This window comes from Jiangella alkaliphila, assembly GCF_900105925.1.
Classification (GTDB): Bacteria; Actinomycetota; Actinomycetes; order Jiangellales; family Jiangellaceae; genus Jiangella; species Jiangella alkaliphila.
The window spans coordinates 6,931,830-6,946,362 of record NZ_LT629791.1 but is presented as its reverse complement, the minus strand read 5'-3'; the positions used below and the strand labels follow the sequence as shown (position 1 = coordinate 6,946,362).

10 protein-coding genes are annotated in these 14,533 nt (G+C 72.7%); 6 read left to right on the top strand and 4 right to left on the bottom strand.

The annotated features are described in order from the left end of the window. The first annotated feature begins 7 nt into the window (after positions 1-7). Complete coding sequence (locus BLV05_RS31990) at positions 8-940, top strand: aldo/keto reductase (RefSeq protein ID WP_082155206.1); 933 nt, start codon at positions 8-10, stop codon at positions 938-940. Positions 941-949: 9 nt separating this feature from the next. Here the strand turns inward: BLV05_RS31990 and metE are convergent, their stop codons facing one another. After that, positions 950-3,220, bottom strand: a complete 2,271-nt coding sequence (gene metE / locus BLV05_RS31985) for a 5-methyltetrahydropteroyltriglutamate--homocysteine S-methyltransferase (RefSeq protein ID WP_046768631.1) — start codon at positions 3,218-3,220, stop codon at positions 950-952. A gap of 361 nt (positions 3,221-3,581) precedes the next feature. On the opposite strand from metE, the gene BLV05_RS31980 reads away from it, so the two are divergent. The 5 genes from BLV05_RS31980 (at position 3,582) to BLV05_RS31960 (ending at position 7,400) form a co-directional block, all read left to right on the top strand. After that, positions 3,582-4,616: an energy-coupling factor ABC transporter permease gene (locus BLV05_RS31980; RefSeq protein WP_046768632.1), complete on the top strand. Its 1,035-nt coding sequence runs from the start codon at positions 3,582-3,584 to the stop codon at positions 4,614-4,616. After that, a complete protein-coding gene (cbiQ, locus tag BLV05_RS31975; protein WP_046768633.1) occupies positions 4,613-5,374 on the top strand; it encodes a cobalt ECF transporter T component CbiQ in 762 nt (253 codons plus the stop codon). The genes BLV05_RS31980 and cbiQ overlap by 4 nt, the downstream gene beginning before the upstream one ends. Then, a complete protein-coding gene (locus tag BLV05_RS31970) occupies positions 5,371-6,141 on the top strand; it encodes an energy-coupling factor ABC transporter ATP-binding protein (protein WP_046768634.1) in 771 nt (256 codons plus the stop codon). Before cbiQ ends, BLV05_RS31970 begins: the two co-directional genes overlap by 4 nt. 111 nt (positions 6,142-6,252) lie before the next feature. Then, positions 6,253-6,783 carry a PadR family transcriptional regulator gene (locus BLV05_RS31965; protein WP_046768635.1) on the top strand — a complete coding sequence of 177 codons (531 nt, stop codon included), beginning with the start codon at positions 6,253-6,255 and terminating at the stop codon, positions 6,781-6,783. Beyond that, a complete protein-coding gene (locus BLV05_RS31960; protein WP_046768636.1) occupies positions 6,780-7,400 on the top strand; it encodes a GyrI-like domain-containing protein in 621 nt (206 codons plus the stop codon). Before BLV05_RS31965 ends, BLV05_RS31960 begins: the two co-directional genes overlap by 4 nt. Here the strand turns inward: BLV05_RS31960 and hrpA are convergent. The 3 genes from hrpA to BLV05_RS31945 form a co-directional block, all read right to left on the bottom strand. Further along, positions 7,397-11,326, bottom strand: a complete 3,930-nt coding sequence (hrpA, locus tag BLV05_RS31955) for an ATP-dependent RNA helicase HrpA (RefSeq protein ID WP_046768637.1) — start codon at positions 11,324-11,326, stop codon at positions 7,397-7,399. The two genes, BLV05_RS31960 and hrpA, sit on opposite strands and share 4 nt — an antisense overlap. Positions 11,327-11,390: 64 nt before the next feature. After that, positions 11,391-13,775, bottom strand: a complete 2,385-nt coding sequence (locus tag BLV05_RS31950) for a glycoside hydrolase family 65 protein (RefSeq protein WP_046768638.1) — start codon at positions 13,773-13,775, stop codon at positions 11,391-11,393. After that, positions 13,772-14,518, bottom strand: a complete 747-nt coding sequence (locus tag BLV05_RS31945) for a beta-phosphoglucomutase family hydrolase (protein WP_046768639.1) — start codon at positions 14,516-14,518, stop codon at positions 13,772-13,774. Before BLV05_RS31945 ends, BLV05_RS31950 begins: the two co-directional genes overlap by 4 nt. Positions 14,519-14,533: the final 15 nt, after the last annotated feature.

Genomic DNA, 14,533 nt, shown 5'->3' with positions numbered 1-14,533 from the left:
GACTGACATGCGCTATCGCCAGCTGGGCGAGTCCGGGCTCACCGTCTCCGTCGTCGGCATCGGCTGCAACGCGTTCGGCCGGCGCATCGACGAGGCGGCCGCCACCGCCGTCGTGCACGCCGGGCTCGACCACGGCGTGACGCTGTTCGACACGTCCGACACCTACGGGCTCGGCGAGAGCGAGCGGATGCTCGGCGCCGCCCTGGCCGGCCGCCGCGACGACGCCGTCATCGCGACCAAGTTCGGCGGCGACATGCAGGGCGCGAACGGCGCGGACTGGGGCGTGCGCGGGTCGCGGCGCTACGTCCGGCGCGCCGTCGAGTCCAGCCTGCGCCGGCTCGGGACCGACTGGATCGACCTGTACCAGCTGCACTTCCCCGACCCGCTGACGCCGCTCGAGGAGACGCTCGCCGCCCTGGACGAGCTGGTGGCCGAGGGCAAGATCCGCTACGCCGGCTCGTCCAACCTCGACGGCTGGCAGGTCACCGAGGCGGCCTGGATCGCCCGCACCGAGGGCCTGACCCCGTTCGTCAGCGCCCAGAACCAGTACTCGCTCTACGACCGGGCCGCCGAGGACGAGCTGATCCCCGCCGCCGAGAACGCCGGCGTCGGCATCCTGCCGTACGGGCCGCTCGCGTACGGCCTGCTCACCGGCAAGTACCGGCGCGGCGAGCCGGCGCCCGCCGGGTCACGGCTGGACACCGCATCCGGCGCCGAGCGCCTCGCGACCGCCGACTTCGACCGCATCGAGGCGATGGAGCGGTTCGCCGCCGATCGCGGCCGCACCCTCCTCGACGTCGCCATCGGCGGGCTGGCCGCCCAGCCCGCCGTCGGCTCCGTGATCGCCGGCGCGGTGTCGGCTGAGCAGGTCGCGGCGAACGTCGCCGCCGGCTCCTGGGAGCCGGACCTCGACGACCTCGCCGCCCTCGACGACCTGTAGCGGACGGCGTCAGCGCACCCGCGCCGCGGCGGCGACGAGCGCGGTGAGGGCAGGCTCGACCTGCTCGTACGTCCGCGTCTTCAGGCCGCAGTCGGGGTTCACCCAGAGCCGGTCGCCGGGGATGTCGGCCAGGGCGCGCCGCAGCAGCGCCTCGACCTCGTCGGTGCCGGGCACGCGCGGTGAGTGGATGTCGTAGACGCCGGGGCCGATGCCGCGGTCGAAGCCGGACGCGGCCACGTCGGGCACGATCTCCATCCGCGACCGCGCCGCCTCGATGCTGGTGACGTCGGCGTCCAGCCCGTCGATGGCGGCCACGACGTCGCCGAACTCGGAGTAGCACAGGTGGGTGTGCACCTGCGTCGTGTCGGCCACGCCGGACGTCGCCAGCTGGAACGCCGTCACCGACCACTCCAGGTACGCCGCCCGGTCGGCGACGCGCAGCGGCAGCAGCTCGCGCAGCGCCGGCTCGTCCACCTGCACGATGCCGACACCGGCCGCCTCGAGGTCGACGGTCTCGTCGCGGATGGCCAGCGCGACCTGCCGGGCGGTGTCGCCGAGCGGCTGGTCGTCGCGGACGAACGACCAGGCGAGGATCGTGACCGGGCCGGTCAGCATCCCCTTCACCGGACGCTCGGTGAGCGACTGCGCGTACGTCGCCCACTCGACGGTGATCGGCGCCGGCCGCGACACGTCGCCGTAGAGGATCGGCGGCCGGACGCAGCGCGAGCCGTACGACTGCACCCAGCCGTGCTCGGTGGTGACGAACCCGGCCAGGTGCTCGGCGAAGTACTGCACCATGTCGTTGCGTTCAGGCTCGCCGTGGACCAGCACGTCGAGGCCGAGCCGCTCCTGCAGCCGGATCACCCGCTCGATCTCGGCCCGCATGCGCGCCGTGTACTCCGCGCGGTCCAGCTTCCCGGCCCGGAACGCCGCCCGCGCTCGCCGGATGTCGCCGGTCTGCGGGAACGAGCCGATCGTCGTGGTGGGCAGTGGCGGCAGGCCGAGCCGGTCGCGCTGCGCGGCGGCTCGCTCGGCGTACGGTCCGCGGCGGGTGTCGCCGGGGCCGAGTCCCGCGAGCCGCGAGCGGACGCCGTCGTCGACGACGCTCGGGGCGGCGGCGCGGCCGGCGAGGGCGGCCCGGGCCTCGTCGAACTCCGCCGACCGGTCCTCGCCGCGCAGCGCCGCCGCAAGCGTCACGACCTCGGCGACCTTCTGGTCGGCGAAGGCCAGCCACGACCGCAGCTGCGGGTCCAGCGCGGTCTCGGCGTCGAGGTCGTACGGGACGTGCAGCAGCGAGCACGACGTCCCGACGGCGACGGCGCCGGCCAGCGACTCGACGGCGCGCAGGGTCGCCAGCGCCGCGTCGAGGTCGGTGCGCCAGACGTTGCGCCCGTCGACGACGCCGGCGACGACGGTCTTGCCGGCCAGCCCGGGGACGTCACCAACCGGCAGCCCGCCCGCCACCAGGTCCAGCCCGATCGCCTCCACCGGCGACGACGCCAGCACCGGCAGCGCGTCGCCCAGCGAGCCGAAGTACGCCGACACCAGGATCGACGGCCGCTCGGCCAGCCCGCCGAGCCGCTCGTACACCCGGCGCAGCGCCTCGAGCTCGTCGGCGGTCCGGTCGGCGACGTAGGCCGGCTCGTCCAGCTGCACCCACTCGACGCCCTCGGCGGCCAAGGTCGTCAGCAGCAGTGCGTAGACCGCGACGAGGTCGTCGAGCCGGTCGAGCGGCTCGAATCCGGACGGCGCGCCGGACACCGGCTTCGACAGCAGCAACAGGCTGGCCGGGCCGAGCAGCACCGGCCGCGTCTCGAGGCCGAGCGCTCGCGCCTCGCGGTACTCGTTCACCGGCTTGGCCGGGTCGAGGTGGAAGCGGGTGGCCGGGCCGATCTCCGGGACCAGGTAGTGGTAGTTGGTGTCGAACCATTTGGTCAGCTCCAGCGGGGCGACCCCGCCGGCTCCGCCGGCCCCGCGGGCCATCGCGAAGTACGTGCCGAGCCCGTCCAGGCCGAGCGACGCGAACCGCGGCGGCACGGCGCCGGCCAGCACGACGGCGTCGAGGACCTGGTCGTACAGCGAGAACGTGTTCGACGGGACGGCGTCCAGGCCCAGCGCGGCGAGCCGGCGCCAGGTCCGCTCGCGTTCGGCGCGCGCGGCCGCGTCCAGCTCGTCGCGGCCGGACTCGCCGGCCCAGTAAGCCTCGAGGGCGCGCTTGAGCTCGCGGTCCGGGCCGATGCGCGGATAGCCGGGCACGGTCGATGCCAGGGTTCGGGGCATGATCAGGGGTCTCCTCGGGAGCGCGGACATGCGTTCGCCCGGAGGCCGGCCTCCCGGTCGACGTCAACCGCGCCGAGGGCCTCTTGCGTCGGCCGGATCGCACCCATCAGGTGCCCGCCGGCCGAACCACCAGTGTCTGCGATCCTACGAACGCGCCGGGCGACCGCAAGGTGACGTCCCGCCATACGGACAGTTGCGTCTCATGATTCGGGAAATGAACGGCGTTCTTGTGCTCTTGCGTCATGTGCGACTCTGTCGCATCATTCTGTGGACAAGGGGTTCTCTGCTTGTCGTGGCTGGTCAGATACAGGATCTCGATCCGTAACCGGACATTTCGCCCCCGTTCACGAGGAGGACACCCATGCACGTCCCCGACGGGTTCCTGAACGCTCCCACCTCGGTCGCGACGGGCGCCGTCGCCGCCGCCGGGGTCGCCCTCGCGCTGCGCAAGGCGCAGGACGAGCTGGACGAGCGCACCGCCCCGCTGGCCGGCCTCACCGCGGCGTTCGTGTTCGCCGTGCAGATGCTGAACTTCCCGGTCGGCGTCGGCACCAGCGGCCACCTGATGGGCGGCGCGCTCGCGGCCGTGCTGGTCGGCCCGTGGACGGCGGTGCTGTGTCTCTCGGTGGTGCTGCTCGTGCAGGGTCTGTTGTTCGCCGACGGAGGGCTGACCGCGCTCGGGACCAACATCTCGCTCATCGGCATCACGACGGTGGTCGTCGGCTGGGTGGTGACGCGCGCGGTGCTGGCGGTGCTGTCGAAGCGGCCGGCGTCGGTGGTGCCGGCGGCGACCATCGGCGCGCTGGTGTCCGTGCCGGTCGCCGCGCTGGTCTTCGTGCTGCTGTTCGCGGTCGGCGGCGAGGCGTCGCTGCCGCTCGGCACCCTCACCGTGAGCATGCTCGGCTGGCACACGCTGATCGGCATCGGCGAGGCGGTCATCACGGGGCTGACGGTGAGCGCCGTCGTCGCCGTCCGGCCCGACCTCGTCTACGCCGCCCGCGGGCTGCGGCCGGCGCTGCAGCTCAAGCAGGCTGACGGCACGCTGGTGCCGGTGGGTGCCCCGGAACCCGCGGGTGCGGCGGCGCGGGGGAGCGTGCGGCCGTTGCTGATCGGCGGCAGCCTGGTCGCGCTGGCGCTGGCCGGCATCGTCAGCTTCTTCGCCAGCGCGAACCCCGACGGCCTGGAGTACGTCGCAGAGGGTGAGGGCTTCCTCGAGACCGCCCGCGACCACGCGTTCGGCGACTTCGCGCTGGCCGACTACGGCGACGTCGGCGGCATCCCGGTCGGTCTGGCCGGCATCCTCGGCGTCGCGGTGGTCGTCGTGATCGGTGTGGTGCTGTTCCGGCTGGTCGGCGGCCGGTCCTCGGCTCGTGCGACGGAGAACGCCGTCCGGTGAGCGGCGGCCACGGGCATTCGCTGTACCGGCCGGGCGACTCTCCGGTCCACCGGCTGCCTGCGCACGTCAAGGTGCTGGCGCTGCTGGCGTTCGTGCTGGTGGTGGTCGCGACGCCGCGGGAGCAGTACTGGGCGTTCGGCGCCTACGCGGTCCTGCTCGGCGTGGTCGCCGCCGTGGCCCGGGTGCCGGCCGGGGTGATCGTCCGGCGCATGGTGGTCGAGGTCCCGTTCGTGGTCTTCGCGCTGCTCATGCCGATCGTGTCGCAGGGTCCGCGGGTCGACGTGCTCGGACTGTCGCTCAGTGAGCACGGGCTGCTGACCGGCTGGAACATCCTGGCCAAGGGCACCATCGGCGTGGTCGCGTCGATCCTGCTGGCGGCGACGACGGACGTCCGGGCGCTGCTGGCCGGACTGCAGCGGCTGAAGGTGCCGGAGCGGCTGGTCGAGATCGCGTCGTTCATGATCCGCTACGCCGATGTCGTCACCGGCGACATGCGGCGCATGCGCATCGCCCGTGAGTCGCGCGGCTTCGAGGCCCGGCACCTCGGGCACGTCCGGGTGGTCGCGCAGGGCGCCGGCGCGCTGTTCGTCCGGTCCTACGAACGGGGTGAGCGGGTGCACCTGGCGATGCTGTCGCGTGGCTACGCTGGCGCCATGCCGCTGACCTCCACCGCCGTCGCGACCCGCGCCGATTGGTTGCGCGGCGCCGTGCTGCCGCTGGCCGCCGCCGTCGTCGCGCTGACGGCGGTGCTCGCATGAGCGCGGACGTCTCGCTGGCGGTCGACGGGCTGGCCTTCGCCTACCCCGACGGTCACCAGGCGCTGTTCGGCATCGACCTCAGCATCGCCCGGGGCGAGCGGGTCGCGCTGCTCGGGCCCAACGGCGCCGGCAAGACCACGCTGGTGCTGCACCTCAACGGCATCCTCTCCGGCGGCGTCGGCACCGTCCGCGTCGGGGGGCTGGAAGTGCGTCCGGACGACCGCGAGACGCTGCGCGAGATCCGCCGCCGCGTCGGCATCGTCTTCCAGGACCCCGACGACCAGCTGTTCATGCCCACCGTCCGCGACGACGTCGCGTTCGGCCCGGCGAACCTCGGCCTGCGCGGTCCCGAACTGGACGAGCGGGTCGACGAGGCACTAGCGCTCGTCGGCATGACGGACGTCGCCGACCGCCCGCCGCACCACCTCTCGTTCGGCCAGCGCCGTCGCGTCGCGGTCGCGACCGTGCTGGCGATGCGGCCGGAGATCCTGGTGCTGGACGAGCCCACCAGCAACCTCGACCCGGCCAGCCGGCGCGAGCTGTACGAGATCCTCGACTCGCTGGACGTGACGCAGCTGGTGGTCACGCATGACCTGCCGTACGCGCTGCAGCTGTGCCCGCGCTCGATCGTGCTGTCCGGCGGGACGGTGGTGGCCGACGGCCCGACCGCCGACGTGCTGGCCGACGAAGCGCTGCTGGCCGCACACCGGCTGGAGCTGCCGTACGGCTTCGACCCCCGCTCCGTCGCCCCCGCTCCTCGAAGTTGATCTTGGAGTAAACGCGGTATCTATCGGGCAACTCGCCCAGCAATTGCGCCATTACTCCAAGATCAACTTGAGCTAGGGGCGGAGAGTTATCCTAGTGCTAGGATAGCGGGCGTGGAGTTGACGCCGGCGGAGCTGACAGTGCTCGGGCTCGTCATCGAGCGGCCGCAGCATGGGTATGACCTCGAGCAGGTCATCGAGCGGCGCGGCATCCGGCAGTGGACCGACATCGGGTTCTCCTCGATCTACTACCTGCTCGCCAAGCTGGAGCGGCGTGGCCTCGTCGAGGTGCCCGACGCGCCCGCCGCGGCCAAGTCCCGCCGGGTGTTCCACGCGACCGCCGCCGGACGCGACGTCGCGGCCCGCACCACACGTGCTCTGGTCGAGGAGCCGCGTCCGGTGCCGCACCCGCTGCTGGTCGGCCTCGCGAACCTGCCGCTGCTCTCCGCCGACGAGTACGCGCAGGCGCTGCAGGCCCGGCTGGCGTGGCTCGAGGGCCGGATCGCCGGCATCGAGGCGGCCCGGCAGGCTCAGGCGGCGCAGTCGCCGCTGCCGCTGCCTGCCCGTGAGGTGTTCTCGTACTCCCTGAGCCTCCTGGAGGCGGAAAGGCAGTGGCTCGCCGGCCGAGTCCAGGTGCAGCGATGACGCAGAAGACCGACTTCAAGAAGACCCTCGACGGCTACCGGGCGCGGGCCGGCCGGTTCAGCCTGCTGGACGTCCCCGACCTGCGCTACCTGATGATCGACGGGCACGGCGACCCCAACACGTCGCCGGAGTTCGCCGCGGCGGTCGAGGCGCTCTACCCGGTCGCGTACAAGCTGAAGTTCGCCAGCAAGCTCGACCTCGGGCGCGACTATGTGGTCCCGCCCCTGGAGGGCCTGTGGTGGGCCGACGACCTCGACGCGTTCACGGCCGCGCGGGACAAGTCGCGGTGGGACTGGACGATGATGCTGATGGTCCCGGACTGGCTCGACGACGACGCCGTCGCGGCCGCCGTCGAACGGGTGGCTGCTACGAACCGGCCGCCGAAGCTCGACGACGTCCGCCTGGAGACGCTGTCCGAGGGGCGGTGCGTGCAGACGCTTCACATCGGCTCGTTCGACGACGAGGCGGACGTCCTGGCGCGGCTGCACGACGAGTTCATCCCCGGCCAGGGCTTGCGGATGACCGGCAAGCACCACGAGATCTACCTCAGCGACTTCCGGAAAGTCGCGCCGGATAAGCAGCGCACCGTCCTCCGGCAACCGGTCGCCGGCGCCTAGGAGGGCTGGTCGTAGAGCGCGTCGATGGCCTTGAGCAGCCGCTTCTCCGACACCGCCTGCGCCGTGCCGAGCTCCTGGGCGAACAGGCTGACCCGCAGCTCCTCGATCAGCCAACGGACCGCGTCGTGGGCGGCGGTCGGGCCGTGGCCGGGTGCGAGGGCGGCCAGCGCCGCCTCGTACTCGTCGGTGATCCGGCGGACGGTGTCCATGTTCTGCCGGTCGCGCTGCGGCGACGTCGGCAGCTTCTCCAGCCGCCGCTCGATCGCCCGCAGGTAGCGCAGCAGGTCGGGCAGCCGCTTCCGGCCGGTGGACGTGACGAAGCCGCGCGGCAGCAGCCGGGCGAGGTGGTCGCGGGCGTCGACCAGCGACGCCGTCAGCGCGAGGCTGGTCGTGCTCTTCAGCGCCGTCGAGACCCGATGGGACACCTCGAGCACCTTCTCGACGTCGCCGACGACCTCGAAGACGGTCTCGATGAGGTCGGACCGGACCCGCTCGCGCAGCGCTGCGAACGCCGCCTCGTCCCACGCCGGGCCGCCGGCCTGCGCCACCAGCCAGTCCACCGACGCCGCGGCGACGTCGTCGAGCAGGTCCGCGACCGACCCGTCGGGGTTCTGGCTGAGCACCAGCTTCGACCGGTTCGCGAGGTGCCGCTGCACGAACGACGTCGGCGACGGGACGCCGAGCAGCAGCAGCCGCCGGTTGCCGGTCCACATGGCGCGGGCCTGGTCGGACGGGGTCGGCAGCACCCGCAGCGCGACCGTCGTCCCTTCGTCGACCAGCGCCGGATAGCCGGTGACGACGTGCCCGGAGCGGCGCTGTTCGAATGTCCGCGGCAGCTCGCCGCCCGGCCACGCCGTCAGCCCGGCGCGCTCGATGCTGCTGGCCGCGGCCGCCATCGTCTTGCGTAGCTCCTTCTGCAGCATGACCTTGAGCTCGTCGAGGTCCTTGCCCTCGGCGGCGAGCCGGCCCTTCTCGTCCAGGACGCGGAAGGTCATGCGCAGGTGGTCGGGCACCTTGCTCAGGTCGAAGTCGGACGGCGCCACCGGCACGGCCCGCGCCCGGTGCAGCACCCGGGCCAGCGCGTCGATGAACGGCTGGCCGGCCGGCGACGGCGGCAGCTGGGCCAGCGCCTCGCGGGCGGTGTCGGGCGCCGGGACGAACGAGCGGCGCAGCGGCTTCGGCAGCGCCTTGATCAGCGCCGTCACCAGCTCCGGCCGCAGCCCCGGCACCTGCCAGTCGAAACCGTCGGGCTCGACCTGGTTGAGCACCTCGATCGGGATGTGCACCGTGACGCCGTCGGCGCTGGACCCCGGCTCGAACTGGTACGTGAGCTTCAGGTCGAGGTCGTCGACCGGCCAGCTGTCGGGGTAGTCGGCCTGGGTGACGGCGCCGGCGGCGTCGGTGGTCAGCAGGTCGGTGTCGAAGGTGAGGAGGTCGGGGCGCTCGTGCCGGGCGTTCTTCCACCAGCTGTCGAAGTGCCGGCCCGAGACGACGTCGGCGGGGATGCGCTCGTCGTAGAACGCGAACAGCGTCTCGTCGTCGACGACGATGTCGCGGCGCCGGGCGCGGTGCTCGAGCTCCTCGACGTCCTCCAGCAGCTCGCGGTTCTCGTGGAAGAACTTGTGGTGCGTGGTCCAGTCGCCCTCGACCAGCGCGTGCCGGATGAACAGCTCGCGGCTCAGCTCGGGGTCGACGCGGGAGTACTGCACCTTGCGCCGCGGCACGATGACGACGCCGTAGAGCATGACCTTCTCGTAGCCGACGACGGCGCCGGCCTTGCGCTCCCAGTGCGGCTCGCTGTACGTCCGCTTCACCAGGTGCTCGGCCAGCGGCTCGGCCCACGCGGGGTCGATGCGGGCGTTGACCCGGGCCCACAGCCGCGACGTCTCGACCAGCTCGGCCGACATCACCCAGCGCGGCGGCTTCTTGAACAGCGCCGACCCGGGGAAGACGGCGAACTTCGCGCCGCGGGCGCCCTGGTACTCGTTGCCCGCCTCGTCCTTGACGCCGATGTGCGACAGCAGGCCGGAGAGCAGGGCTTGATGGATGTGTTCCTCGGACCCGTCGGCGCTGTTGAGCGTGACGCCGAGCGGCTTGACCAGCTGGCGCAGCTGCGACTCGAGGTCCTGCCACTCGCGGATGCGCAGGTAGTTGAGGTGCTCGGTGCGGCACAGCCGGCGGAAGGCGCTGGACGACAGCTCGTCCTGCTTCTCCTTGACGTAGCGCCAGAGGTTGAGGAACGCCAGGAAGTCAGACGTCTGGTCGGCGAACCGGGCGTGGAAGGCGTCGGCCACGTCGCGCTGGTCGCTCGGCCGCTCGCGCGGGTCCTGGATGGACAGCGCCGCGGTGAGGACGAGCAGCTCGCGGACGGAGCCGTTGCGGCCGGCCTCGAGGATCATCCGGGCCAGCCGCGGGTCGATGGGCAGCTGCGACAGCGACCGGCCGACGGTGGTGAGCCGCTCCTTGTCGTCGCGGGCCGACGGGTCCAGCGCGCCCAGCTCGACCAGCAGGTTGACGCCGTCGGCGATGCTGCGCCGGTCGGGCGGGTCGAGGAACGGGAACGCCGCGACGTCGCCCAGCCCGAGCGCCGTCATCTGCAGGATCACCGACGCGAGGTTGGTGCGCAGGATCTCCGGCTCGGTGAACGCCGGCCGCGACTCGAAGTCCTCTTCGGAGTAGAGCCGGATGCAGATGCCGTCGGACAACCGGCCGCAGCGTCCGGCCCGTTGCCGCGCCGACGCCTGCGACACCGGCTCGATCGGCAGCCGCTGCACCTTGGTGCGGTTGCTGTAGCGGGAGATGCGCGCGGTGCCGGGGTCGACGACGTAGCGGATGCCGGGCACCGTCAGCGACGTCTCGGCGACGTTCGTGGCCAGCACGATGCGCCGGCCGGTGTGCGGCTGGAACACCCGGTGCTGTTCGGCCGCGGACAGCCGGGCGTAGAGGGGCAGGACCTCGAGGGTGCCCTGCGGGGCGTTGGCGTACCGTTTGCGCAGCGCGTCGGCGGTGTCGCGGATCTCGCGCTCGCCCGACAGGAACACCAGCACGTCGCCCGACGCCTCCAGCGCCAGCTCGTCGCAGGCCTCGACGATGGCCTGGATCTGGTCGCGCGGCTCTTCGTCGTCCTCGAGGTCGAGCGGGCGGTAGCGGACCTCGACCGGGTAGGTACGGCCGGACACCTCGATGATCGGGGCGTCGTCGAAGTGCTCGGCGAACCGCTCGGGGTCGATCGTCGCCGAGGTGATGATCACCTTGAGGTCGGGCCGCCGCGGCAGCAGCTGCTTGAGGTAGCCGAGGATGAAGTCGATGTTCAGGCTGCGCTCGTGCGCCTCGTCGATGATCAGCGTGTCGTAGCGGCGCAGCAGGCGGTCCTGCCCGATCTCGGCCAGCAGGATGCCGTCGGTCATCAGCTTGACCAGGGTGTCGTCGCCGGCCTTCGCGGTGAACCGGACCTGGTAGCCGACGGCGCGGCCCAGCTCGGTGCCCAACTCCTCGGCGACCCGCTCGGCGACGGTGCGCGCGGCCAGCCGGCGCGGCTGCGTATGCCCGATGGTCCCGCGGACGCCGCGGCCCAGCTCGAGGCAGATCTTCGGCAGCTGCGTCGTCTTACCGGACCCGGTCTCACCGGCGACGATGACGACCTGGTGGTCGCGGATGGCGGCGGCGATGTCGTCGCGCCGCTGGCTGATCGGCAGCTCCTCCGGGTACCGGACGGCGGGGACGGTCGCCTGGCGCCGCTGCAGCCGCCGCTCCGCCGCCTCGACCTCGCCCGCGATCTGCGTGACGGCGGCCGCCTTCGCCTCGGCGTCGCGGACCTTGCGCACGCCGTCGAGCCGGCGGGCGAGCCGCCGTTCGTCCCGCAGCATCAGCTCGGGCAGCCGCGCACGCAGGTCGGCCAAGGTGTCGGTGCTGGGGGAGGTGGGCATACGCCATCAAGCGTACGGTGCCCGGCAAGGACGGATCACCTGGTTATCGCCCCGGCCGCCGACGTCAGTCGCCGGCGACCTGCCCCGCTCCGCGGCGGACGGGGGCGCGTCCGGTCGGCTGCTGCGGCTCGGGCTGCGGCGGCGGCGCCGGCGGGATGGGCACGGTGACCGGCGCGCTGACGCGGACCGTCACCGCCTCGCCGTGGTGCAGCAGGTCGATGCGGGAGCCGTCCTCGTGGTCGCCCTCGCGCAGGTAGTACGTGACCTCGTCGGGCCGCACACTCACCCGCAGCCGCAGCCCACGCCACAGCAGCGAGAAGTCCAGCCGCTCGAACCGGCTCGGCAGCCGCGGCGCGAACGACAGCACGCCGTCGTGGTCGCGCATGCCGCCGAACCCGGCGACCAGGCCGAGCCAGGCCCCGGCGAGCGCCGCCAGGTGCACGCCGTCGCTGGTGTTGGAGTGGCTGTCGTGCAGGTCGGTCATCGCCGCCTCGCCCAGGTAGTCGTGCGCGAGCTCCAGGTGCCCGGTCTCGGCGGCGATGACGGCCTGGGTGCACGACGACAGCGAGGAGTCGCGGACGGTGCGGGCCTCGTAGTAGGCGAAGTTGCGGACCTTCTCCTCCGGCGTGAAGGCGTCGCCGCGCCAGTGCATGGCCAGCACGAGGTCGGACTGCTTGATGACCTGGCGGCGGTACAGGTCGAAGTACGGGTGAGTGAGCAGCAGCGGATAGTCGTCGGGGGCGGTCTCCTCGAAGTCCCACTCCTGGAACCGGGTGAACCCCTCGGACTGCTGGTGCACGCCCAGCTCGGCGTCGTACGGGACGGTCATGGCGTGGGCGGCGTCGCGCCAGGAGGCCGCCTCCTCCTCGCCGACGTCGAGGGCGTCGGCGACGTCGGGGTGACGGAGGACGGCGTCGGCCGCGCCGAGCAGGTTCCGCTGCGCCATGAGGTTCGTGTAGACGTTGTCGTTCGACACCGCCGAGTACTCGTCCGGGCCGGTGACGCCGTCGATGTGGAACGCGCCGTGGCGGTCGTGGTGGCCGAGCGAACGCCACAGCCGGGCCGTCTCGACCAGCAGCTCGACGCCGACCTCGCGCTCGAACGCCTCGTCGCCAGTGGCCTGGAGGTAGCGCATCGTGGCGTCGGCGATGCCGGCGCCGATGTGGAAGCCGGCGGTGCCGGCCGGCCAGTAGCCCGACGTCTCGTGGCCCCGGATGGTCCGCCAGGGGAACGCGGCGCCCTTCAGCCCGAGGGTGCGGGCTCGCTCCCGGGCGAGGTCGAGCGTGGCGTGCCGCCAGCGCAGCACCTGCGCCGCCGCGTCGGGCTGCGAGTAGATCAGCACCGGCAGCACGAACATCTCGGTGTCCCAGAAGGAGTGGCCGTCGTACCCCGGGCCGGTCAGGCCCTTCGCCGCGATGGGCCGCATCTCGTTGCGGGCGCCGGCCTGCAGGACGTGGAACAGCCCGAACCGGACCGCCTGCTGGACCTCGGGATCGCCGTCGACGCGGACGTCGGCCGCGTCCCAGAACGCGTCGAGGTACTCGCGCTGGCCCTTGCAGAGCCCCTCCCAGCCGGACAGCCGGGCCGACGCCAGCGCGGCGCCGACCTGGTCGCGCAGCGCCGGCAGCGACCGCTGGCTGGAGAACCCGTAGGCGAGCAGCTTGATCACGCGCAGCCGCTCGCCCGGCTTGAGAACGCAGGCGATCGTGGTCCGCGCCCAGTCGGGGAACGCCTCGGTGCTAACGACGGTGCGGTCCGGGCCCTCGACGACGTGCGTCATCGCCGCGGCCATGCGCAGGCCGCTGGCCTTCGTCCGGTGGATCAGCAGGCCGCCGGCGCCGTTGGCGAGGTACTGCTCGGACTCCAGCGGCTCCTCCAGGACGGCCGCGACGCGCGGGTCCTTCTTCGTGACCGGGACCTCCTCGTTGGCGACCAGCCCGGACTGGATGACGACCCGGGCCTCCTTGTCGACCGGCTCGACCTCGTAGCAGATGGCGGCGACGGCCCGCTGGGTGAACGACACCAGCCGGGTCGAGCGCACCCGCACCGCCTGGCCCGCCGGCGACACCCACTCCACCGTGCGGTCGAGCGTGCCGGCCCGCATGTCCAGGACGCGCTCGTGCGCGCGCAGGTCGCCGTAGCGGACGTCGAACGGCTCGTCGTCGACCAGCAGCCGGATCAGCTTGCCGTTGGTGACGTTGACGATGGTCTGGCCCTGCTCGGGGTAGCCGTAGCCGGCCTCGGCGTACGGCAGCGGGCGCAGCTCGTAGAACGAGTTGAGGTAGCTGCCCGGCAGTCCGTGCGGCTCGCCCTCGTCGAGGTTGGCGCGCAGGCCGATGTGGCCGTTGGACAGCGCGAGCACCGACTCGGACTGCGCCAGCAGCTCGAGGTCCAGCGTCGCCTCGCGGATGCGCCACGGCTCCGTCGGGTAGGCGCTCTCTCGGATCACCGGCCGGCCTCCAGCAGGTCGGCGAGGTCGGTGACGACGACGTCGGCGCCGTGCTCGCGCAGGGCGTCGGCCTGGCCGACGCGGTCGACCCCGACGACGTGCCCGAAGGCGCCGGCGCGGCCCGCCTCGACGCCGGCGAGCGCGTCCTCGAACACCGCGGCCTCGCCCGGCGCGACGGCCAGCCGCTCGGCCGCGGCGAGGAAGGTGTCGGGCTGCGGCTTGCCGCGCAGCCCGTCCGCCCGCGCCGTCAGGCCGTCGACCCTGATCTCCAGCAGGTCGTCGATGCCGGCCGCCGCGAGCACCTCGCCGGCGTTCGCGCTGGCGGACACCACGGCCCGGCGCAGCCCGGCCTCGGCGGCTGCGCGCAGGTAGGTCACGGAGCCCGGGTAGGGGCGCACCCCGACCTCGCGCAGCCGCTCCAGCAGCACGGCGTTCTTGCGGTTGCCGAGGCCGTTGACGGTGTCGGCGGTGCCGGGGTCGTCATGGCTGCCCTCGGGCAGGGTGATGCCGCGTGCGGCGAGGAACGACCGTACGCCGTCGGCACGTGACTTGCCGTCGACGTAGACGTTGTACTCGCGCTCGAGATCGAAGGGGACGAAGGCGTCGTCGGTGCGCTGCGCGTGGTCGCGCAGATACGCGTCGAACGTCGCTTTCCAGGCGATTTTGTGCACTTCCGCCGTGGGAGTGAGCACCCCGTCCAGATCGAACAGGCACGCCTTGATGTGGTCCGGCAGGCCAAGCATTGGACGACCTTAAGT